Source organism: Bacillus sp. K2I17, from assembly GCF_002209985.1.
Taxonomy (GTDB): domain Bacteria; phylum Bacillota; class Bacilli; order Bacillales; family Bacillaceae_G; genus Bacillus_A; species Bacillus_A wiedmannii.
Genome location: NZ_NJGF01000009.1, coordinates 101,501 through 121,882, shown reverse-complemented (window position 1 = coordinate 121,882; position 20,382 = coordinate 101,501). Strand labels below are relative to the sequence as shown.

General features: G+C 35.5%; 23 protein-coding genes. 17 read left to right on the top strand and 6 right to left on the bottom strand.

Annotated features, from left to right (window positions below):
- Positions 1-76: 76 nt before the first annotated feature.
- The 6 genes from CER22_RS13400 to CER22_RS13370 all read left to right on the top strand — a co-directional run bounded on the left by CER22_RS13400 (position 77) and on the right by CER22_RS13370 (position 6,612).
- A complete protein-coding gene (locus tag CER22_RS13400; protein WP_048544090.1) occupies positions 77-280 on the top strand; it encodes a hypothetical protein in 204 nt (67 codons plus the stop codon).
- Positions 281-731: 451 nt separating this feature from the next.
- The gene (locus CER22_RS13390) at positions 732-1,520 is read left to right on the top strand and encodes a helix-turn-helix domain-containing protein (protein ID WP_088064197.1); all 789 of its coding nucleotides are present in this window, start codon (positions 732-734) and stop codon (positions 1,518-1,520) included.
- 166 nt (positions 1,521-1,686) lie between these two features.
- Positions 1,687-3,300: a long-chain fatty acid--CoA ligase gene (locus tag CER22_RS13385; RefSeq protein WP_088064196.1), complete on the top strand. Its 1,614-nt coding sequence runs from the start codon at positions 1,687-1,689 to the stop codon at positions 3,298-3,300.
- A gap of 123 nt (positions 3,301-3,423) precedes the next feature.
- Positions 3,424-3,999, top strand: a complete 576-nt coding sequence (locus CER22_RS13380) for a biotin transporter BioY (protein ID WP_001093321.1) — start codon at positions 3,424-3,426, stop codon at positions 3,997-3,999.
- A 65-nt stretch (positions 4,000-4,064) separates the two neighbouring features.
- Positions 4,065-5,528, top strand: coding sequence for an acyl-CoA synthetase (locus tag CER22_RS13375; protein WP_088608917.1), 1,464 nt, complete (start codon positions 4,065-4,067; stop codon positions 5,526-5,528).
- The gene (locus tag CER22_RS13370; protein WP_088064194.1) at positions 5,521-6,612 is read left to right on the top strand and encodes an acetyl-CoA C-acyltransferase; all 1,092 of its coding nucleotides are present in this window, start codon (positions 5,521-5,523) and stop codon (positions 6,610-6,612) included. The genes CER22_RS13375 and CER22_RS13370 overlap by 8 nt, the downstream gene beginning before the upstream one ends.
- A 7-nt stretch (positions 6,613-6,619) precedes the next feature.
- Here the strand turns inward: CER22_RS13370 and CER22_RS13365 are convergent, their stop codons facing one another.
- A complete protein-coding gene (locus tag CER22_RS13365) occupies positions 6,620-7,201 on the bottom strand; it encodes a DUF6434 domain-containing protein (protein ID WP_088608916.1) in 582 nt (193 codons plus the stop codon).
- Between the two features lie 104 nt (positions 7,202-7,305).
- On the opposite strand from CER22_RS13365, the gene CER22_RS13360 reads away from it, so the two are divergent.
- Positions 7,306-7,749 (top strand): NUDIX hydrolase, encoded by a 444-nt coding sequence (locus CER22_RS13360; protein ID WP_088608915.1) that lies wholly within the window; start codon positions 7,306-7,308, stop codon positions 7,747-7,749.
- Positions 7,750-7,793: 44 nt separating this feature from the next.
- Here CER22_RS13360 and CER22_RS13355 read toward each other — a convergent pair whose 3' ends face one another.
- Positions 7,794-8,996 carry an alanyl-tRNA editing protein gene (locus CER22_RS13355; protein WP_179211915.1) on the bottom strand — a complete coding sequence of 401 codons (1,203 nt, stop codon included), beginning with the start codon at positions 8,994-8,996 and terminating at the stop codon, positions 7,794-7,796.
- 134 nt (positions 8,997-9,130) lie between these two features.
- Between CER22_RS13355 and CER22_RS13350 the strand changes: the two genes are divergently transcribed.
- Together CER22_RS13350 and CER22_RS13345 are read left to right on the top strand one after the other, a co-directional pair.
- A complete protein-coding gene (locus CER22_RS13350; protein WP_000965140.1) occupies positions 9,131-9,538 on the top strand; it encodes a hypothetical protein in 408 nt (135 codons plus the stop codon).
- Positions 9,539-9,605: 67 nt separating this feature from the next.
- A complete protein-coding gene (locus tag CER22_RS13345; RefSeq protein ID WP_088608913.1) occupies positions 9,606-10,844 on the top strand; it encodes an MDR family MFS transporter in 1,239 nt (412 codons plus the stop codon).
- Positions 10,845-10,936: 92 nt separating this feature from the next.
- Here CER22_RS13345 and CER22_RS13340 read toward each other — a convergent pair whose 3' ends face one another.
- Positions 10,937-11,323 carry an Hsp20/alpha crystallin family protein gene (locus CER22_RS13340; RefSeq protein ID WP_142293477.1) on the bottom strand — a complete coding sequence of 129 codons (387 nt, stop codon included), beginning with the start codon at positions 11,321-11,323 and terminating at the stop codon, positions 10,937-10,939.
- A gap of 124 nt (positions 11,324-11,447) precedes the next feature.
- On the bottom strand, positions 11,448-11,570 hold the full coding sequence (locus CER22_RS13335; RefSeq protein WP_000517650.1) for a small acid-soluble spore protein P: 123 nt from the start codon (positions 11,568-11,570) through the stop codon (positions 11,448-11,450).
- Between the two features lie 121 nt (positions 11,571-11,691).
- Here CER22_RS13335 and CER22_RS13330 point away from each other — a divergent pair, with 121 nt between their 5' ends.
- Both CER22_RS13330 and pdaB read left to right on the top strand, forming a co-directional pair.
- Positions 11,692-11,955 (top strand): hypothetical protein, encoded by a 264-nt coding sequence (locus CER22_RS13330; protein WP_001146295.1) that lies wholly within the window; start codon positions 11,692-11,694, stop codon positions 11,953-11,955.
- A gap of 46 nt (positions 11,956-12,001) precedes the next feature.
- Entirely contained in the window at positions 12,002-12,727 is a 726-nt protein-coding gene (gene pdaB, locus CER22_RS13325) for a polysaccharide deacetylase family sporulation protein PdaB (RefSeq protein WP_097889942.1), read from the top strand.
- Between the two features lie 40 nt (positions 12,728-12,767).
- Here pdaB and sspO read toward each other — a convergent pair whose 3' ends face one another.
- The gene (gene sspO / locus CER22_RS13320) at positions 12,768-12,917 is read right to left on the bottom strand and encodes an acid-soluble spore protein SspO (RefSeq protein ID WP_000518053.1); all 150 of its coding nucleotides are present in this window, start codon (positions 12,915-12,917) and stop codon (positions 12,768-12,770) included.
- A 291-nt stretch (positions 12,918-13,208) separates the two neighbouring features.
- Here sspO and acnA point away from each other — a divergent pair, with 291 nt between their 5' ends.
- Complete coding sequence (gene acnA, locus CER22_RS13315) at positions 13,209-15,932, top strand: aconitate hydratase AcnA (protein WP_048544062.1); 2,724 nt, start codon at positions 13,209-13,211, stop codon at positions 15,930-15,932.
- A gap of 116 nt (positions 15,933-16,048) precedes the next feature.
- Positions 16,049-17,698, top strand: a complete 1,650-nt coding sequence (locus CER22_RS13310) for an ABC transporter ATP-binding protein (protein WP_142293476.1) — start codon at positions 16,049-16,051, stop codon at positions 17,696-17,698.
- Positions 17,699-17,721: 23 nt separating this feature from the next.
- Here the strand turns inward: CER22_RS13310 and CER22_RS13305 are convergent, their stop codons facing one another.
- Entirely contained in the window at positions 17,722-17,979 is a 258-nt protein-coding gene (locus tag CER22_RS13305; protein WP_046954569.1) for a hypothetical protein, read from the bottom strand.
- Positions 17,980-18,230: 251 nt separating this feature from the next.
- Between CER22_RS13305 and CER22_RS13300 the strand changes: the two genes are divergently transcribed.
- The 4 genes from CER22_RS13300 to sspN all read left to right on the top strand — a co-directional run bounded on the left by CER22_RS13300 (position 18,231) and on the right by sspN (position 20,332).
- Positions 18,231-18,806 (top strand): TlpA family protein disulfide reductase, encoded by a 576-nt coding sequence (locus tag CER22_RS13300; protein ID WP_000269060.1) that lies wholly within the window; start codon positions 18,231-18,233, stop codon positions 18,804-18,806.
- Positions 18,807-18,921: 115 nt separating this feature from the next.
- Positions 18,922-19,869 (top strand): 3'-5' exonuclease, encoded by a 948-nt coding sequence (locus tag CER22_RS13295; protein WP_088122827.1) that lies wholly within the window; start codon positions 18,922-18,924, stop codon positions 19,867-19,869.
- A gap of 141 nt (positions 19,870-20,010) precedes the next feature.
- On the top strand, positions 20,011-20,154 hold the full coding sequence (locus tag CER22_RS13290) for an FbpB family small basic protein (protein WP_001254698.1): 144 nt from the start codon (positions 20,011-20,013) through the stop codon (positions 20,152-20,154).
- A gap of 43 nt (positions 20,155-20,197) precedes the next feature.
- Positions 20,198-20,332 carry an acid-soluble spore protein SspN gene (sspN, locus tag CER22_RS13285; protein WP_000527987.1) on the top strand — a complete coding sequence of 45 codons (135 nt, stop codon included), beginning with the start codon at positions 20,198-20,200 and terminating at the stop codon, positions 20,330-20,332.
- Positions 20,333-20,382 lie beyond the last annotated feature (50 nt).

Below are 20,382 nucleotides of genomic sequence, written 5' to 3'. Positions count from 1 at the left end.
GAATAAGAGGTTTTTTGGAAGGGAAATGGAAGTGAACTGTCGAAGGGAGTGGAAACAGATTAAAGGTGGTGCTCTCATGAAACAGGAAGACGTGCAGACATGCTCTAATTGTGGTTCTCATAACATAGGAGAAGGGGAGTTTGTCGGTTATGCACAAATACGGAAAAAGGAGACGATGTTCACATCTTCACCAGTAGATGCTTATATTTGTACAGATTGTGGGAATATCCTTTTATTAAAAGTACGACATTATGAAAAGTTTAAGCAGAAGCCGTTATGATTATGGAGAAGTGTTTTTATTAGGGAAGTTAGAGGAGTAATATTTTACATATATATGAGTATGTCCTTATATAAAGAGATGACAACATATACTGTGTGGGATGCTTATTAATCGTTGCACGACATACAAAAATGTATAGAAGAAATTGTGAATCAATATGGGGAAGACAAATTAACCCTTATTGGAATACTTCATATCGAAAACTCCTTTAAATGAATAAGGGAGTTTTTGTTTTTTTGTGACAGTAATTACCTTTAATTGTTATAATTGGTTATTGGGAGAGGGTATTTTATTAACGCCATAATCATAGAAGAAAACTAGCTAAATCGTATAGAAAACGGCTATATAACACAATCGCAACCATAAGTTTACAAAGTGCAACTGCAGGAAGATAGAGATAAGGGTAATGTTTACATACAATTTAGTTAAGAAAACAAAGGGGGACACACATATGGGATTTGGTGAAAAGCTTTTTAAATTAAGAAAGGAAAAGGGCCTTTCTCAAGAAGCATTAGCTGAAAAATTAAACACAACAAGGCAAGCGGTTAGTAAATGGGAAAACGGTCAAGGTTTTCCTGAAACTGAAAAGTTAATAATGATTGGAAATGTATTTGAAGTATCACTCGACTATTTATTAAAAGAAACTGCTGAGCAAAGTAATGAAAATGTGGAGGGCTATTACGTAAGTCAGGAAATGGCAGAAGGGTATATAGTGTATGGGCAAAAAATTTCTAAATATATTGCGTTAGGATTTAGTTTGCTCATTTTATCGACAATACCGTATTTATTATTTAAAGAAAATGCAACAATGTCGACATTTCTTGTCATTATCATTGCTGTCCTTGGAATTGGAGCAATGATGGTACCGGCAACGATAGAAGAGAGTAGATACAATGTATTGAAAAAAGAAGAACTACTATTTGATCAAAACTTTCTAAAAGAATTGACAAAAAGATATGAAGTAATTAAGAAGAAGTATGCTGCAGTAATGATCGTTGGATTTTGTTTTATAGCAGCAGGAGCGATACCATTTTTATTTGAGAAAAAGCATATCATTTCAGGAGAATTAGTGCAGTATTATCCGTACTGTGTTGTACTTATTGCGATTGGAGTCTATCTTTTTGTTCGTGTTGTAGGAGTGTGGGAGATATATCGAATTTTAGTAGAGAATAAAGAATATAGCAATCGTATTATTTTTAAAATGAAAAAGAAAGTAAGAAAAAAGGTAGATAGTTTATAAAAAATAAAAAACATGTTTCGAATCAATGTATTCAAAACATGTTTTTTATCGTTCTGAATTATTTCCAAAGAAATAATTCAGAAAATACGGAAAAATGTCGTAATCACTTGTAGAAGTCTGTTATAATGAACGAAATGAAAACGCTTTAAAGGGGGATATAACCAATATGATGATGAATGTACCGTTAACAATTAGTTCTATGATGGAAAGAGCAGAAAAACTGTTTTCAAAGAAAGAAATTGTTTCACGGACACATGATACAGTTACGACGTTAACGTATAAGCAGTTAGGTGAAAGGACGAGAAGGCTTTCTAGTGCGTTACAAAAGCTTGGGATTAAAGAAGGCGAGCGTATAGGAACGTTAGCGTGGAATCATCATCGACATGTGGAAGCGTATTTTGCTATTCCTGGTATTGCTTCCGTTTTACACACAATTAATATTCGTTTATCTCCTCAACATATTTCATACATTATTCAGCACGCAGAAGATCGAATTCTACTTATAGATGAAGATCTCGTACCACTTGTTGAAAATATTCAATCACAATTATCAACTGTACAAGCCTACATTATTATGACTGATAAAGATGAACTTCCCAATACTACGCTAGAACCTGTATATCATTATGAAAAGCTATTAGAAGAAGGCAATCCAACTTTCCAATTTGTAAAAGATATTGATGAAAATACACCTGCTGGTATGTGTTATACGTCAGCGACTACAGGAAACCCAAAAGGTGTTGTATATACGCATCGTAGTACTGTATTGCATTGTATGGCACTCGGTTTAGCGGATACAGCTGCTTTATCGGAAAGTGATGCGGCGATGGCAATTGTACCGATGTTCCATGTGAACGCTTGGGGGCTTCCTTTTGCAGCTACTTGGTTTGGAACTAAACAAGTACTGCCAGGACCAATGTTTACTCCAAAAATTTTATTAGAGATGATTCAAGCTGAAAAAGTAACGATAGCAGCAGGTGTGCCGACAATTTGGCTCGGTGTATTACAAGAGTTAGAAAATAATAGTTACGATTTATCTAGTATAACGAGAATATTATGCGGTGGTGCTGCTGCACCGAAAAGCGTTATTAAAGCATTTGAGCAAAAATATAATGTTCCTTTCGTACATGCATATGGTATGACTGAAACAAGCCCACTCGTAACACTTGCACGTTTAAAAAGTTATGAAACAGAATTATCATATGAAGAGCAATTAGAAATCCGCTCAAAACAAGGGTATCTTGTCCCTGGTGTAGAGATGAAAGTAGTCGGTACAAACGGTGAAGTGAAGTGGGATGGTACGGAAATGGGAGAACTATGTTTACGAGCACCATGGATCGCTGAAAGTTATTATAACGATGAACGTACTGTCGAAGGTTTTCGTGATGGTTGGTTATATACAGGAGATGTCGTTACGGTTGACGAGGAAGGCTGCGTGAAAATTGTTGACCGTACGAAAGATGTTATTAAAAGCGGAGGTGAGTGGATTTCTTCAGTTGACCTTGAAAATGCATTAATGGCACATGATGCTATATTTGAAGCAGCTGTCGTTGCCGTTCCTCATCCGCAGTGGCAAGAGCGACCAATTGCCTGCGTCGTTCAAAAGAAAAATAGTACAGTAACAAAAGAAGAAATATATGAGTTTTTAAAATCACAGTTTGCGAAGTGGTGGTTACCAGATGATATTGTATTTATGGAAGAAATACCGAAAACATCTGTTGGGAAGTTTTTAAAACAGGCGCTTCGGAAAGAACTTGAGCATTTGCATAAAGAGAAATAATTGAAAAAATATTTGTAAACCTATATTTAAAACAAGTTGACAAAGACTAAATAGAAAGATAATATAACTCCTATAATATGTTATCTGAAAATCATTTTAAGTTTACAAATAGGAGAAGCAAATATGAATACAAAAAACTTAGTTTTCGTCGCTTTATTTAGTTCTATTATGGGAGTGTTAGGGTTAATACCTCCAATTGCTCTTGCTATTACACCAGTTCCGATTACATTACAATCACTCGGTGTTATGCTTGCTGGTGGATTGTTAGGATCACGTCTTGGTGCATTAAGTCAGCTTATTTTCTTACTTATAGTTGGAGTTGGAGCACCATTACTTGCTGGTGGACGCGGTGGTCCAGGCGTATTTGTTGGGCCAAGTGCAGGATATTTACTTGGTTATATCGTTGGAGCGTTTGTCATTGGTTATTTAATTGAGCGTTTACGTGAAGTTTCTATAATAAAGGTATTATGTATTAATATAATTGGTGGTATTTTCGTAGTTTATGTATTTGGTATCATTGTACAAGCTTTCTTTATGGATGTTTCTATATGGCAGACGATGAAAGTAAGTGCCGTATTTTTACCAGGTGATTGCATAAAAGCGATTATAGCAGCAATTCTTGTAACGAAATTACATCGTTCATTGAAACATATTATTACGCCTGCTCTCAAGAGTGGGAAATATACAAATGCGGGATAAGAAAGAGAAGAAACACGTTCATTGCGTGTTTCTTTTTATTATTTTGTAAAGAAAGGACGTCTCAAATGGGGATTACAAAAGAATATAAAAAGTATGCCTCTTTACAAACAAATAAAATAGCAATAAAGGAAAATGATCGAGTATTAACATTTAAAGAATGGTTTGAGTCAGTGTGTAAAGTAGCAAACTGGTTGAATGAAAAAGAATCGCAGAATAAAACAATAGCAATTGTATTAGAAAATAGTATGGAGTTTTTACAACTATTTGCTGGTGCTGCTATGGCCGGATGGGTTTGTGTGCCGTTAGATATAAAGTGGAAACAGGATGAGCTCAAAGAAAGAATTGCGATCAGTAATCCGGCTATGATTGTGACAGAGCGATATAAGGTAAAGGATTTACCGGATGAAGAAGGAAGAGTAATTGAAATTGATGAGTGGAAAAGAATGATAGAGAACTCTCTGCCTGCATATGCCCCTGTAAAAGATGTACAACATGCTCCGTTTTATATGGGATTTACATCAGAATCGACTGGGAAGGCAAAAGCATTTTTACGTGCACAACAATCGTGGGTTCATAGTTTTGATTGCAATATACATGACTTTCATATGAAAAAAGAAGATTCTATTTTAATAGCTGGGACGCTCGTTCATTCTCTTTTTTTATACGGCGCAATAAGTGCATTATATGTAGGGCAAACGGTGCATATTATGAGAAAGTTTATTCCAGATCAAGTACTGGAAAAGTTAGAAACAGAAAATATTTCGGTCATGTATACAGTTCCGACAATGCTAGAATCTTTATATAAAGAAAATAGAGTAATAGAAAATGGGGTGAAAATTATTTCGTCAGGAGCGAAATGGGAAGCTGAAGCGAAAGAAAAAATAAAGAGTATATTTCCTTATGCGCAAAAATATGAATTTTACGGTGCATCGGAACTAAGTTTTGTAACAGCACTTGTTGATGAAGAGAGCGATAGAAGGCCAAATTCAGTAGGAAAACCTTGTCACAATGTTCAAGTTCGAATATGTAACGAAGCAGGAGAAGGAGTACAGAAAGGCGAGATAGGAACTGTTTATGTGAAAAGTGATCAGTTTTTTATGGGCTACATATTGGATAAGGTTTTAGTTCCAGAGTTGACTACGGATGGCTGGATGACAGTGCGAGATGTAGGTTATGAAGATGAAGAAGGCTTTATATACATAGTGGGTAGAGAGAAGAACATGATTTTATTTGGAGGAATTAATATTTTTCCAGAAGAAATAGAAAGTGTATTACATGAACACCCAGCTGTTGATGAAATAGTTGTAATTGGTGTGAAAGATAGTTACTGGGGTGAAAAACCTGTCGCCATTGTAAAAGGAAGTGCTACGAGGCAACAATTAAAAAGTTTTTGCTTACAACGATTATCCTCGTTTAAAATACCGAAAGAATGGCATTTTGTAGATGAAATACCGTATACAGATAGTGGGAAAATCGCTCGTATTGCAGCAAAAAATATGATTGAAAACCGGGAGAAGATATATGAATAGAGCGGTTATTGTAGAAGCGAAAAGGACACCTATTGGTAAGAAAAATGGGATGTTGAAAGATTATGAAGTTCAGCAATTAGTAACGCCGCTTCTTACGTTTTTAAGTAAAGGGATTGAGAGAGAAATAGACGATGTCATATTAGGGAATATTGTGGGGCCGGGAGGGAATGTTGCAAGATTATCTGCTTTAGCGGCAGGACTTGGTTATCATATTCCTGGTGTAACGATTGATCGGCAATGTGGTGCCGGATTGGAAGCGATTCGCACCGCATGTCATTTCATTCAAGGCGGCGCAGGTAATTGTTATATTGCAGGAGGAGTAGAGAGTACAAGTACATCAACTTTTCAAAATAGAGCACGATTTTCACCAGAAACAATTGGTGATCCTAATATGGGAGTGGCGGCTGAATATGTTGCAGAGCGTTATAATGTAACGAGAGAAATGCAAGACGAGTATGCTTGCCTTAGTTATAAACGGACACTGCAAGCATTAGAAAATGGATATTTACAAGATGAAATACTTTCTTTTAATGGACCTTTAGATGAGGCTATAAAACGAGAAATGAATTATGAAAGAATGATTAAAAGAACTAAGCCCGCATTTTTACAAAATGGTACAGTAACGGCAGGTAATTCGTGCGGTGTAAATGACGGAGCATGTGCTGTTCTTGTAATGGAAGAGGGGCAAGCCCGAAAACTAGGATACAAGCCTGTTCTTCGTTTCGTCCGCAGTGCTGTAGTTGGAGTGGATCCAAATCTTCCGGGGACTGGTCCGATATTTGCGGTGAACAAATTATTAAACGAAATGAATATGAAAGTAGAGGACATTGATTATTTTGAAATAAATGAAGCATTTGCTTCAAAGGTTGTTGCTTGTGCAAAGGAGTTACAAATTCCTTTCGAAAAATTAAATGTAAATGGTGGTGCAATTGCGCTCGGTCATCCGTACGGTGCATCTGGAGCTATGCTTGTGACACGTTTGTTTTATCAAGCGAAAAGAGAGCATATGAAGTATGGAATTGCGACGTTAGGAATTGGTGGTGGAATAGGGTTAGCGCTATTATTTGAAAAAGTAGAAGACTAGAAAAGAACTAGTTTTCTACTTTTTGAGGAACATAAGCATTGCTACCAGGTTGTGCTTTTATTTCATTCCAAGCAGCGATAGCATCAGCTTTTGATTTCCCTTTGTTATTTGGATCTTCGAAAAAGTCGCGAGTGAAACGATTGTATTCAAACTGCGCGCTAATAGTTGTTTTGTATGTAGGATCTTTTTTTCGTTCGTTTTCTTCATACCAAAACGTTAGCGCGTCTTCATATGTTTTTCCGACATTCTCTTTAAAAAACTTTTGAAGAGCTACTGTAAAGCGGAAGTTTGCTCCGATTTTTTCTTTGAAAAAAGCACGAACTTCTTCGCTGCAGCGGTGATTGTTAGTAATAATCGTTTGAAGAGAAAGTTCTTTATAAGAGAGGGAAGCTTTACTCACCTTTTGACGAGAGCTGTTTTTTAATATTTTACCAGTATGTAAATAATGTGAGATACGCTCGGTTATTTCAATCTTAGAGCCACTAGCTGGCAAACCATGCTCACGACAAAATGTTTGGAGTTCTGCTTTTAACCAATAAAAGTTTTGGAAATCTTCAAGTGATATAGACTTTGTTAAAGGTGGACGCATAGATGTAACAACTTCTTTCTTCCATAATTTTCTTTAATTATAAAACGTATGTTCTTTTTGTGGAAGGATTAATTTGTAAATATAACGGGAAGAGGGGATTACATATGGAAAGTGTAATGCAAGTTCGTGTTACGGGAATTTTAATTGAAGATGAAAAAGTATTGCTAGTAAAGCAAAAAGTTGCTAATCGCAATTGGTCTTTACCTGGGGGAAGGGTAGAGAATGGTGAAACGTTAGAAGAAGCGATGATTCGAGAAATGAGAGAAGAAACAGGATTAGAAGTTAAAATTAAGAAGCTACTCTATGTTTGTGATAAACCAGATACTAGTCCATCTTTATTACATATTACGTTTCTGCTTGAAAGGATTGAAGGTGAAATTACGCTACCTTCTAATGAGTTTGATCATAATCCAATTCAAGATGTGCAAATGGTACCGATTAAAGATTTAAGTCAATATGGTTTTTCGGAAACTTTTATAACTCTTATAAGTGAAGGTTTTGCAAGTGCAGGGAGTTATCAAGGCTTGAAACAAAATATAGGCTTGTAAATATAGTTGAAGGATAGCAGTTAGCTATCCTTCATAAACATGTTTTACACTTCTGACTGTAAAGAAGAAACAAGTTGTTTTAAAAATTCGTCCCCGGTCATAACCGCTTTTCCGCCGCCGCGAGCACTCTTTTTATTTCCGCCACCTTTTCCTTCAATTGTAGGAAGTGCCTCTTTTAAAAGAGCATTCATATCGAGCGTGACTGTTTTTCCGCAAGCAAGGATACATTGTAATTTGTCTTCATTTTCAATAACGAAATATGTAATGGCATACTCTTGTTGTTCTGTAATAATAGCAGAAAGTTTTGCGATTTCTTGCATAGAGCGATTTGTAAATACTTTAGAAATAAGTATGCCAGCATGTATTTCCGTAGGCTGTTGAAGTAGTTCATTTGCCTCTACAAATAATAATTTTTCATTCATTGTTTGTATTGCTTTTTCGTTTTCTTTTTGAGAAGTAAGCAGTTGTGCTACTTTTGCTGGGATATCACTCTCGCTACTGTTTAATTGTTTAGAAACATCTTTCATAATTTGTAGTTGTTGGCTCATTAAATTTAGTGTGCGCCAACCAGTGATAAACGTTAATCGTATGCCACCTTTATTGCGCTCCCAGCCTAGTACTTGAATAGGACCTACTTCACCTGTACGTTTCGGATGCGTTCCGCCACAGCCGTTGTAGTCGAAGTTCTCAATTATAACAACACGTATATTTTCTGTTATAGTCGGTTCTTTACGAAGAGGTAACGTTTTCGCTTCTTCTAAATTCATCCACAGGGTACGGATTGGATGGTTTTCAAAAACGATTTTGTTTGCAATTTGTATTGCCTTTTCAACTATTTCTGCATGAAGATTTTCTGTTTCTAAATCAATTGTTACCGTTTCTTTACCAAGGTGGAATCCAATCGTAGGTATGTTAAAATGGTCCCAAAAAGCAGCAGATAAAATGTGTTGAGCCGCATGTTGCTGCATATGATCAAAACGGCGCTCCCAATTAATTTTACCTTCTACTTCTTCTGTATGTAATTGTTCGGTAATGAAGTGGCGGATTTCGTCATTGACTTCTTCAACATCGAGTACAGCAATTCCATTTAAAGTTCCAGTATCATGGGGCTGCCCGCCACCTGTCGGATAAAATGCTGTTTCATTTAAAACAACGTATAAGTTACCGTCTTTATCATAATCTTGCTTTATGACTTTCGTAGTAAAGTCTTTTTTATAAGCGTCAGTGTAATATAATTTTTGCTCCAATTTTCTTTCCCCTTTCGTGTTCACTAGTTTCATTGTAAAGCAATCGAAATTAGTTTCCTAATATTTCAGAAGAAAGAAACTATTTTTAGAATTTTCTTGCTATAATAAGAAGAAAATGCGGGGGTGGAATGAATATGTTATATGAAAACGGCGTAGATAAACTGCTTAGTTTAAGTAAAAATATTTCTGAATTGTATCGAGAATTAAATGAAATGACCCGGATTTTAACGGATTGTAATCGAGAAAGTGTGAAGTTTGATCGGTTATATGTAAAAGAGGTACTGTGGAAGAAAGAAGATGTAATAGAGAAATATGATCAGCTGCTTGTGCAACTTTGTATAAATGAATGCTTTGATTTAAAAAGTGTCATTACAGGGGAGTATAAGTATACATATGAAGAAGTAGAAAATATCGTTTTACAATTTAATGAGAAGTATAATGTTGCAATTTTAATTAAAGATGTTTGTAAAGAATTACAGTTTACATATGGCATAGATATGGATATAACGAGAACAGCTCGGGTATCAACAGCTCAAGTATAAAAAGGGAAAAGAAAGCAGATCCTTTGCTTTCTTTTTTTTTGTAAGAACAGGGAGAGTAGGTTTAACGATGAAAGGGAAGTTACAAAATATTCATCCGTTAGGAATGACAATTATAATAGGGACTTTATTTGCGAGGTTCGCCACGTCAATGAGTATTCCTTTTTTAGCAATTTATTTAACGACTGTTAAAGGTGTATCAGCTGGAATGACGGGTGCTATTATCGGAACGAGTGCACTTGTTGGAGTGTTTGCTAGTTTTATTGGAGGGAATTTATCGGATCGATTCGGCCGAAACATGATTATAATATGGTCCATGATCGTTTGGGTGTTTGTATTTATAGGTTTTTCATTTGCAAATCATGTTTTAAGTTTCTTTTTATTAAATGCTTTGAATGGATTATGTCGGTCTTTTTTTGAGCCGACGTCAAGAGCATTATTATCAGATTTAACGAAACCAGAGTATCGTTTACTCGTATATAATTTGCGTTACGGTGCAATAAATGTTGGAGTAGCGATTGGCCCACTTGTCGGATTGCAGATTGGAAGTGCAAAATCTACAATTCCTTTTTTAGTAGCAGCTGGAGTATATATTCTATATACAGCTATATTAGCATTCCAATTTAAGAAGTATCCAATTGAAAAAAAGAAAGTAAATACAGAAAAGCCTGTCACAATGTTAAATGCAGTTCGTATATTGCGAAAGGATGTCGTATTTTTAGTTGCTTTAGTCGGTATTATTTTGAGTAATTGTGGCTTTTCACACTTAACGACAACAGTATCTCAATATTTTGCGAATTCACATATATTTCAGGATGGAGTGACATTGTTTTCGTATATGTTAGCTTTAAATGCGATTGTTGTAGTCGTAATTCAATACCCTGTTATTCAAATATGTAAAAAGTATACACCGTTAACATCAATTATGGTTGGAACTTTATTTGTGAGCGGGGGGTTGTTTGGATTTGGAATAGCAGAATCTATGCTAGGTGCTGCTATTTGTACAATTATTTTTACAGTTGGAGAAGTTTTAATGTTTTCCATGACGGATGTATTTATTGATGATATAGCTGTTTCACATTTAAAAGGAACATATTTTGGAGCAATGGGATTTTCAGGGATTGGAGCAGTAATTGGTCCATGGTTTGGAGGAGTGCTTCTCGATTACTACGGGTATCAAAATGGGTTTGTAGTATTTTCAGCACTAGCTATATTTTCAACTGTAGCATTTCCTGTACTTGTAGCTACAAAAGGTTTATTGAAAAAAAGATATGATAGAAATTGTAATTTAGAATTAGATGCGAAATAAAATAAGCCCCAGCAGATGACTGGGGCTTATTTTTGTATTTATCCCGCTATTTGCGGGCAGTAAGAACCCATTGATTAAAGCTTTACTTTATTTTAATTCTCAATTTGAAAAAGAACTTTTTCTTCATGTTTATTAGCAAATTCATTTTTGGAAATATGAATGGCTAAATATCCATTCTCTAAGCAGGCTAGCATCTTTTTATAAATAATAGTAGTGGGTAAAGGGATGATCCGCTGCAAAGAAATATTTTTATGAAGTATGCAAATATTTAGGCCTGTCTCCATCTTTTTAATAACTACATTTTGTTCGGATACATTTGGTACATCTGTTTCCAAAATGTATTCTTGTTCAGTTTCACAAAGGTCAATATGAATTTGATTTGGGAAACTAAAGTTACTACAAGAATCAGAACAAAATTGATCCATCCATTCTTCGAAACCATCAACATGAAAAAGACAATCCTTCTTTTTCTTGCCCATGTAAGACACCCTCCGTAAAATCTCAATTCATACTATGTTATGCATGAATGAAGTAGGGGTGAAGAATAAATGGAAAAATATAAACATTGTATGTGGCAAAGGTAGCTAGTGTGAGCCTTTTGTTTTACATATCATGATGTGCATGATTTTTTTGGCGTGAATGGTTACGGTTTTTTACTTTATGAGATCCGCTTAATGGTTCAGGTTGTCCCTTTTTTTCTTTCGCTTCACGATTGTTTTTTCCCATTGTATGTGACACCTCCTCTTTCTCTTTAGAATGAGAGAAGTTTGCAAATTTATACGAGAATGTTTTTAGAAAAAAAGGTAAAGATAAATGGGACTAACTATTATGGAAAGGGGATTATATAATGCCATATCATAAAGATAAACAACAAGCTTTTCAAGCAGCGCAGCAAGGAGTTACACAAGCAGAAAACGCATTTAATAACATTGTAAAAAATGATCCAAACTACGGTCATGATTTAAAAGAGTTACGCCAAGAGGTTCAGGAAGCGTATGAACAAATTCAAAATGCGTTAGAGGTAGCTTCAGAAACACAACGCCCACAACTTGAGCAATACGAAAATAATCTCCAAAACATTATGCGAAATGTAGATCAATTAGAAAAGTAAATGAGATTGTTGTGTATTCGACAACCTTATTACTTTGACGAACGTTATGCTAAAACAGAAGATTTTTCTATTCGTTTTTTGTTTATTATGCGCAGTACATATATTTCAAGTTGAAAAAGTGGAAGCGAAAATGTTGCTCAGAAAAGAGCTAGAACCAACTGGCTATGTAACGTGGGAAGTACCTAATAATGAAAAGATTATTGCCATTACATTTGATGATGGCCCAGATCCAACTTATACACCGCAAGTTTTACATTTATTACGTCAATATAAAGCAGAAGCAACATTTTTTATGATTGGATTTCGAGTTCAGCGTAATCCATATTTAGTGAAACAAGTGTTAAAAGAGGGACATGAAATTGGAAATCATACGATGAATCATTTATATGCGAGTAATTCATCGGATGAAAAATTAGAAAATGATATTTTAGATGGAAAGAAATTTTTCGAAAAATGGGTGAAAGAACCTTTACTATTCCGTCCACCTGGCGGATATATTAACGATGCTGTATTTAAAACAGCGAAAGAAGCAGGTTATCAAACTGTTCTATGGTCGTGGCATCAAGACCCGCGTGATTGGGCAAATCCAGGGGTTGAATCCATTGTAAATCATGTAGTAAAAAATGCTAAAAGTGGAGATATCGTATTGTTACATGATGGAGGAAATGATCGTAGTCAAACAGTAGCAGCATTAGCAAAAATTTTACCTGAGCTGAAAAAACAAGGATATCGATTTGTAACGGTTTCAGAATTACTACGTTATAAACATTAGAAAAAATCCCAAAAGGAAATGGACCTTTTGGGATTTTTCGTTACTGGTTCTTTTTACGTTTTTTATTATTTTGTCGCTCTGCTGGAGTTAAAGGCTCGTTTGCAAATTCTTCATTATAACCAGCACCTTGTCCTTGTGCAGATGCCGCATTCATTCCTGAAATAGTATGATTTGCTTTTCTTTTACCCATTTTATTTCACCTCTATAACTTTTTTTGTATGTTGAATGATGAGCAGTTCATAGTATGTATGAACTGTAAGTAAAGCACTAATAGAGCACTTTACTTTATGGTAATAGTATTCATAAGGAGCGTGAACACTATTCAAATTTAGAAACATAAAGAAAACTTATGATAATCTATAAGTTTCTTATTATTTACTTATTTAGAAAGTTGTAATAAGATATTATCGTAAGGTATTGAAAAGTTTGTCTACATTTTATATTCAGACAACTTAGTCACGTTTAACAGGGGGGAAACATAATGGTCAAACATAATCCATTTCAATCACGTGCAACTTTTGAATTAGATGGAAAAACGTATCATTATTATGATTTGAAAGCGCTTGAAAACGCAGGGGTTGGCAACGTATCTCAATTACCATATTCCGTGAAAGTTTTACTTGAATCAGTACTTCGTCAAGTAGACGGACGTGTAATTACAGAAGAGCATGTTACAAATTTAGCGAAATGGGGAACGAAAGATGTGCAAGATATCGATGTTCCATTTAAACCATCTCGTGTAATTTTACAAGATTTCACTGGTGTACCAGCTGTTGTAGATTTGGCTTCGCTTCGTAAAGCAATGGCAGATATGGGCGGGGATCCTGATAAAATTAATCCAGAAATTACTGTAGACCTTGTAATTGACCACTCTGTACAGGTTGATAGAGCGGGTACGGCAGACGCGCTTGCATTCAACATGGACTTAGAGTTTAAACGTAATGAAGAACGTTATAAATTTTTAAGCTGGGCACAAAAATCATTTGATAACTATCGCGCAGTGCCACCAGCTACAGGTATTGTACACCAAGTAAACCTTGAATATTTAGCACCAGTTGTTCATGCTGTGAAAAATGCTGAAGGTGACTTAGTTGCATACCCAGATTCATTAGTTGGAACAGACTCACATACAACAATGATTAACGGTATCGGCGTTCTTGGATGGGGCGTTGGTGGTATAGAAGCGGAAGCAGGAATGCTTGGACAGCCTTCATACTTCCCAGTACCTGAAGTAATCGGTGTGAAATTAACTGGTACACTTCCAAGTGGTACTACAGCAACTGACGTTGCATTAAAAGTAACACAAGTATTACGTCAAAAAGGTGTAGTTGGTAAATTCGTTGAGTTCTTCGGTAATGGACTAAAGAGCATGCCTTTAGCTGACCGTGCAACAATTTCAAACATGGCACCAGAATACGGTGCAACTTGTGGATTCTTCCCAATTGACGATATTTCATTAGAATACTTACGTTTAACAGGTAGAGATGAAGAGCAAATTCGCATTGTTGAAGAATACTGTAAAGCAAATGGTTTATTCTATACAGCAGACAGCAAAGATCCAATTTACACTGATCTTGTTGAAATTGATTTAAATACAATCGAATCTAACCTTTCTGGACCGAAACGCCCACAAGATTTAATTCCACTTTCAGATATGAAAGATGCGTTCCATAAAGCTGTTGTAGCACCAGTTGGAACACAAGGACTTGGATTTAATGAGCAAGAGTTCGATAAAGAAGTGAAGGTTACATTAGAAGATAAAGAAGTAACGATGAAAACAGGTGCAATTGCAATCGCTGCAATTACAAGCTGTACAAATACATCAAACCCATACGTATTAATTGGGGCAGGTCTAGTTGCGAAGAAAGCAATTGAAAAAGGGCTTGTAGTACCTGAGTACGTAAAAACATCATTAGCACCAGGATCTAAAGTTGTTACTGAATACTTAGATAAATCAGGTTTAACAACATATTTAGATCAATTAGGTTTCCAAACAGTTGGTTACGGTTGTACGACTTGTATCGGTAACTCTGGTCCGTTAGCAGAGGAATTAGAAGAAGCAATCGCAGCAAACGATTTATTAGTAACATCTGTTTTATCTGGTAACCGTAACTTTGAAGGACGTATTCATCCACTTGTAAAAGCAAACTACTTAGCATCACCACCACTTGTTGTGGCATATGCACTTGCAGGTACTGTTGATATTGACCTGAAAAATGATGCAATCGGTAAAGATGCAAATGGCAATGCTGTTTACTTCAACGACATTTGGCCATCAGCTAAAGAAATTGAAGATGTAGTTCAAAACGTTGTTACATCTGAACTGTTCAAGAAAGAATATGCACAAGTATTTAACAGCAATGAGCGCTGGAATGAAATCCAAACTTCAAATGAAGCTTTATATACTTGGGATAATGATTCAACTTATATTCAAAACCCACCGTTCTTTGAAGGATTATCTAAAGAGCCAGGTGAAGTTGAAACGTTATCAGATTTACGCATAGTTGGTAAATTTGGAGACTCTGTAACGACAGACCATATTTCACCAGCAGGTTCAATTGGTAAGCATACACCAGCAGGACGCTACTTATTAGAAAACGGCGTACAACCTGTTGACTTTAACTCTTACGGTTCTCGTCGTGGTAACCACGAAGTTATGATGCGTGGTACATTCGCGAACATCCGTATTAAAAACCAAATCGCACCAGGAACAGAAGGCGGATACACAACATATTGGCCAACTGGTGAAGTAACATCAATCTATGATGCTGCTATGAAATATAAAGAAGATGGCACAGGCCTTCTAGTTATTGCTGGTAAAGATTACGGTATGGGAAGTTCTCGTGACTGGGCTGCGAAAGGTACAAACTTATTAGGTATTAAAGCGGTAATCGCAGAAAGCTTCGAACGTATTCACCGTAGTAACTTAGTATTAATGGGTGTATTACCACTTCAATTTAAAGATGGCGAAAGCGCTGAAACGTTAGGTCTTGTTGGTAACGAGTCATTTGAAATTCAAATTGACAAAACAGTTAGACCACGCGATCTTGTAAAAGTAGTTGCAACTGATGCAGATGGCAACGAAAAACAATTTGAAGTAGTAGCTCGTTTCGATAGTGAAGTAGAAATTGACTACTACCGTCACGGTGGTATTCTGCAAATGGTTCTTCGTGAGAAAATTGAAGAGTCTAAAGTGTCGAACTAAATAATTGAAATGAACGATAAGGAAGCTAACAACTGTTAGCTTCCTTATTTTATGGAAAGGGATGAAACCATTTGGTTTCATCCCTTTCTTTTTACTATAAAAATGGAGGGAACATCATGAAAGAATATAAAAGAATATTGTTACCGTTACAGAAAGAAAAATTATTAGTAATAGCAGCTGTATGTAGTGGATGCTTTGCTGCTATTTTAAATTTATCTCGTCCACTATTCATGGGATTAATTGTAGATAACCTTATTCAACGAGAGTTAAAGGAGGTGTATCTTTACATTACTTTGTTTGCAGCTAGCCGCTTGTTGATGTGGGTGAACAATCTTTCATTTGATTATGTAAGTTCAAAAGCGAGTCAGCGAATATTACGAGAGAAGCGTATAGATGTATTGCGTCATTTCTTCTCATTACCGTTTGAAGAGAGTGAGAAGATTAAGGGAGGAGAGTTAGAGACATTAGTTGTGTCTGATATTCCGAACTGGGTCAGATTATATGGATCTATATTAATAGAATATATACATGCTATTGCCCAATTTATTGGCGCAATCATAGCACTACAACATATAGATATAAAGTTCATATTGTGGGTAGCTCCGTTTTTATTTTTAAGTGCAACGGTTCCGATGTTGATGGGGAAAAAGGTAAGAAATATCGCCAGCATTGCTCAAAGAAATCAATCAAGTGTTGTAGAGATGGTGTCACAGTTTGTAAAAGGAGCACAAGATTTACGTAGTTTGCAAAAAGAAAAATGGGCCATTCGCTTATTTAAGGGAGTAACGGCACAATCTTATAAAACAGAAGTAAAGAAGACGATGATGCAACATTGCATTGGAGTAGTTGGAACCGTGATTGAAACAGGGGCATATATCGTTGTTCTCATTATAGGCGCGCAGAAAATAATGAAGGGGGAAATGGAAGTTGGTTCAATTGTTGCCGTGTTAGCCACAATTGAAATGCTCTTTTTTCCAGTCCGCTACGTTGGCGATTTATTAATGATGACACAAGTTGCAGTCGCTTCGGCAAATAGAGTTTTTTCCTTTTTAGATAAACGAGTGGCAAATAGTAAGGTAGAAAGAGCGATGGGGATGACGGTAACAAATGTTTCATTTCAGGAGAGTAATGAAGAGAAATGCAGAATTCATAATATTGATTTGCAAATTAATCCTGGTGAACTCGTTATGATTGTAGGAGAAAGTGGTGCAGGAAAGACGACACTTTTAAAATTAATGATAGGGTTGTATAAACCATCTAACGGTAACATTGTTTATTATGGTAATGAGGCTCGTATGACGACAGTGTGGCAAGAACCTCGTTTCTTTCGGACGACAGTAAAAGAGAATATGTATTTCGGGGGAAAGTATCTAGAAAATCAGTTAGAAAAAAATATGGAACTTGTAAATGTGAAACCGATTATTAGTGATTTACCTAGGGGGATTGAAACTGTACTACATAAAAGCGGGGAAGAGTTTTCTGGAGGGGAAAGAAAACGTCTTGCATTATTACGCGCTATTGGTTCAAATCCGAATCTTATTATTTTAGATGAACCGACTGCGGGATTAGATCCGGGCAATCAAGAAACTGTTTGGAATATGATAGAAGGATTAGGAAGAGGGGTCACGAGAATTGTGGCAACACATGATGTAGAGAAAGCGATACTAGCAGATCGTGTTGTTATAATGAGAGAAGGAAGTATTGTTGCATGTGGAAGTCCTGAAAAATTAATAAATAGTCATTCGTTTTTACAGAGATATGAATAAAGATAAGAGCACTGCTCTTATCTTTATTCAGCATCATTTATTTGATACTCGATAGATTCGGAGTGATTCAGATCAACGTTAAAAGTAGCAGTCATAAGGAAAGTTGCAATTCCGAGAATTAAGAAAAGGACGAATGAGACTAGAGAGACGTAGAGACAAATACGCCCTACTTTCTTTTTTTCAAGATCTTTACTAAAGAGTGAAATGATCCATGTAATAATGCCGATTGGGTATAAAAGAAAACTAAGAATATATAATGTTGTTTTTTCGAATGAATTCATAAACAATCCCCCTTTTGTTGAAGGTTATATAACTACGAGAGTAAATAGGTAAGTGGGTCAATAAGAAGATAAAACACCTCATCTGTTTTTCTAATTATATGATAAAAAGGAAAAAACTTCACTTTAAATGAGAATATTCTAATTATTTTGACTGTGAATATTTCCAAGCTTGTCCGTATAAGCTAAAATAAGGTATATAGTATTTGGGTAATTAGGTTAATAAGAAGATAAATACGTTAGGGTGATATAAAATGTGGCGGAAGCTTACGATTATTGTAGTGTTACTTTGTTTAGCGGGATATGCAGCTTATGAACAGTTTGGTAAAAAAGACCAGGCGGTACAAGGGGAGCAAGAAAAAAGTGAAGCTGCTATGAAAGAGATGATTGCAAGTAATGGTATCGAAATAGGGAAGAGTGCGCCAAACTTTGAATTAACGAAGTTAGATGGAACGAATGTAAAGTTATCAGATTTGAAAGGAAAGAAAGTGATTTTAAACTTTTGGGCAACGTGGTGTGGACCTTGCCAGCAAGAAATGCCGGATATGGAGGCTTTCTATAAAGAGCATAAAGAAAATGTAGAAATTTTAGCAATAAATTATACGCCTTCAGAAAAGGGCGGGGGAGTAGAAAAGGTAAGCAATTTTGCAAAAGAAAAAGGAATTACTTTTCCTATTTTATTGGACAAGAACATTGATGTGACAACAGCGTATAAAGTAATTACGATTCCAACTTCGTATTTTATAGATACGAAAGGTGTCATTCAAGATAAGTTTATTGGACCGATGACGCAAAAAGAGATGGAGAAACGGATTGCTAAATTAAAATAATGGTGAAAAGGTAGAGGTGGAAAGTTACCATTTCTGCCTTTTCTTTTTCACGTAGTGATAGCAGCATGTTATGATAAAAGAAATATAAACGTTTAGAGGTAAAGGAGTGTTTGGAGTGGGGAATATATCCTTACCGTTAGATTATGTTGTAATTGATTTTGAAACAACAGGATTTAACCCTTATAATGATAAAATTATTCAAGTAGCAGCAGTGAAATATCGTAATCATGAACTAGTAGATCAATTTGTTTCCTATGTGAATCCAGAGCGTTCAATTCCGGACCGAATAACGAGTTTAACAGGTATTACAAATTATCGTGTTTCAGATGCACCGACGATTGAAGAAGTATTACCTTTATTTTTAGCATTTTTACATACAAATGTTATTGTCGCTCATAATGCATCTTTTGATATGCGTTTTTTAAAAAGTAATGTAAATATGCTTGGGCTGCCTGAACCTCAAAATAAAGTGATTGATACTGTGTTTTTAGCGAAGAAATATATGAAGCACGCACCTAATCATAAACTTGAAACGTTAAAGCGAATGCTTGGCATTCGTTTAAGTTCTCATAATGCATTTGATGATTGTATTACTTGTGCAGCTGTTTATCAAAAATGTGCATCTATTGAAGAAGAAACAAACAGGAAATCGAATACAGAAGTACTTGATGAAACAGTAGTATATGAAGCAGTAAAAAAGATACTTGTACGAAATAAACGTGATATCGAATGGATTCGCTGTATGAATGTAGGAAGCTATTTAGATATAAAAGCTTTTTATCCAGTTATGAGAGTAAAAGTAAAAGGGCGAAAGAAATACGTATTAACAGAGATATTAGAAGATGATGTGAAAGAAATATGTACGAGTTTAAATTGTGAACCCGCGTTAAAAAGTGAAGTTGGTAATACGAGAATTATGCTTAATAGCTTAGAGGATGTCCTGAAATTAGAAAGTTATATTTTAGGACAGTATGATTTCGTACTGCAAGCGCTAAGTGAGTATAAACAAAGTGAAATGAATGCAGATGAAAAGCTAAAAGAATATTTAAATATAATGGTATAAAAAACTCCGTGTACAAGAAGTTGTGCACGGAGTTTTTTTAGGAGTACTAAAACATAAAATTTTCTTACAAATCTGATTAAAGAGTCTTTCATTTGCTCATACTATGTATAGTAAGAATGCGAAGGAGAGAGGGTGAACAGCATGAGAAGAAGTCGCCGTAAATCATTTGACGAACTTGTGAAAGAAAATAAACAACAATTATTAAGTGATCGTGATGCAATCGATCGCATTGAAGAGCGTATTGAAAAACGTTATGAAATGCAACTTTTTAAGCAAGCTGAATAATTCTTAACACTAGTACGATACTAGTGTTAAGGAGGCGATAGTAATGGGTAATCCGAAAAAGAATTCAAAAGACTTTGCACCGAATCATATTGGAACACAATCAAAAAAAGCTGGTGGCAATAAAGGAAAGCAAATGCAAGACCAAACAGGCAAACAACCGATTGTTGATAACGGTTAAAAAAGAGAGAATGTTGTCATTCTTCTTTTTGTGACGGATTTTTAATAATC

What these genes read in the sequence shown, in the direction of transcription:
- CER22_RS13400 (WP_048544090.1), top strand. Translation starts at nt 77, where the DNA reads ATGAAACAGGAAGACGTGCAGACATGCTCTAATTGTGGTTCTCATAAC.
- CER22_RS13390 (WP_088064197.1), top strand. Translation starts at nt 732, where the DNA reads ATGGGATTTGGTGAAAAGCTTTTTAAATTAAGAAAGGAAAAGGGCCTT.
- CER22_RS13385 (WP_088064196.1), top strand. Translation starts at nt 1,687, where the DNA reads ATGATGATGAATGTACCGTTAACAATTAGTTCTATGATGGAAAGAGCA.
- CER22_RS13380 (WP_001093321.1), top strand. Translation starts at nt 3,424, where the DNA reads ATGAATACAAAAAACTTAGTTTTCGTCGCTTTATTTAGTTCTATTATG.
- CER22_RS13375 (WP_088608917.1), top strand. Translation starts at nt 4,065, where the DNA reads ATGGGGATTACAAAAGAATATAAAAAGTATGCCTCTTTACAAACAAAT.
- CER22_RS13370 (WP_088064194.1), top strand. Translation starts at nt 5,521, where the DNA reads ATGAATAGAGCGGTTATTGTAGAAGCGAAAAGGACACCTATTGGTAAG.
- CER22_RS13365 (WP_088608916.1), bottom strand. Translation starts at nt 7,201, where the DNA reads ATGCGTCCACCTTTAACAAAGTCTATATCACTTGAAGATTTCCAAAAC.
- CER22_RS13360 (WP_088608915.1), top strand. Translation starts at nt 7,306, where the DNA reads ATGGAAAGTGTAATGCAAGTTCGTGTTACGGGAATTTTAATTGAAGAT.
- CER22_RS13350 (WP_000965140.1), top strand. Translation starts at nt 9,131, where the DNA reads ATGTTATATGAAAACGGCGTAGATAAACTGCTTAGTTTAAGTAAAAAT.
- CER22_RS13345 (WP_088608913.1), top strand. Translation starts at nt 9,606, where the DNA reads ATGAAAGGGAAGTTACAAAATATTCATCCGTTAGGAATGACAATTATA.
- CER22_RS13340 (WP_142293477.1), bottom strand. Translation starts at nt 11,323, where the DNA reads ATGGGCAAGAAAAAGAAGGATTGTCTTTTTCATGTTGATGGTTTCGAA.
- CER22_RS13335 (WP_000517650.1), bottom strand. Translation starts at nt 11,570, where the DNA reads ATGGGAAAAAACAATCGTGAAGCGAAAGAAAAAAAGGGACAACCTGAA.
- CER22_RS13330 (WP_001146295.1), top strand. Translation starts at nt 11,692, where the DNA reads ATGCCATATCATAAAGATAAACAACAAGCTTTTCAAGCAGCGCAGCAA.
- pdaB (WP_097889942.1), top strand. Translation starts at nt 12,002, where the DNA reads ATGCTAAAACAGAAGATTTTTCTATTCGTTTTTTGTTTATTATGCGCA.
- sspO (WP_000518053.1), bottom strand. Translation starts at nt 12,917, where the DNA reads ATGGGTAAAAGAAAAGCAAATCATACTATTTCAGGAATGAATGCGGCA.
- acnA (WP_048544062.1), top strand. Translation starts at nt 13,209, where the DNA reads ATGGTCAAACATAATCCATTTCAATCACGTGCAACTTTTGAATTAGAT.
- CER22_RS13310 (WP_142293476.1), top strand. Translation starts at nt 16,049, where the DNA reads ATGAAAGAATATAAAAGAATATTGTTACCGTTACAGAAAGAAAAATTA.
- CER22_RS13305 (WP_046954569.1), bottom strand. Translation starts at nt 17,979, where the DNA reads ATGAATTCATTCGAAAAAACAACATTATATATTCTTAGTTTTCTTTTA.
- CER22_RS13300 (WP_000269060.1), top strand. Translation starts at nt 18,231, where the DNA reads ATGTGGCGGAAGCTTACGATTATTGTAGTGTTACTTTGTTTAGCGGGA.
- CER22_RS13290 (WP_001254698.1), top strand. Translation starts at nt 20,011, where the DNA reads ATGAGAAGAAGTCGCCGTAAATCATTTGACGAACTTGTGAAAGAAAAT.
- sspN (WP_000527987.1), top strand. Translation starts at nt 20,198, where the DNA reads ATGGGTAATCCGAAAAAGAATTCAAAAGACTTTGCACCGAATCATATT.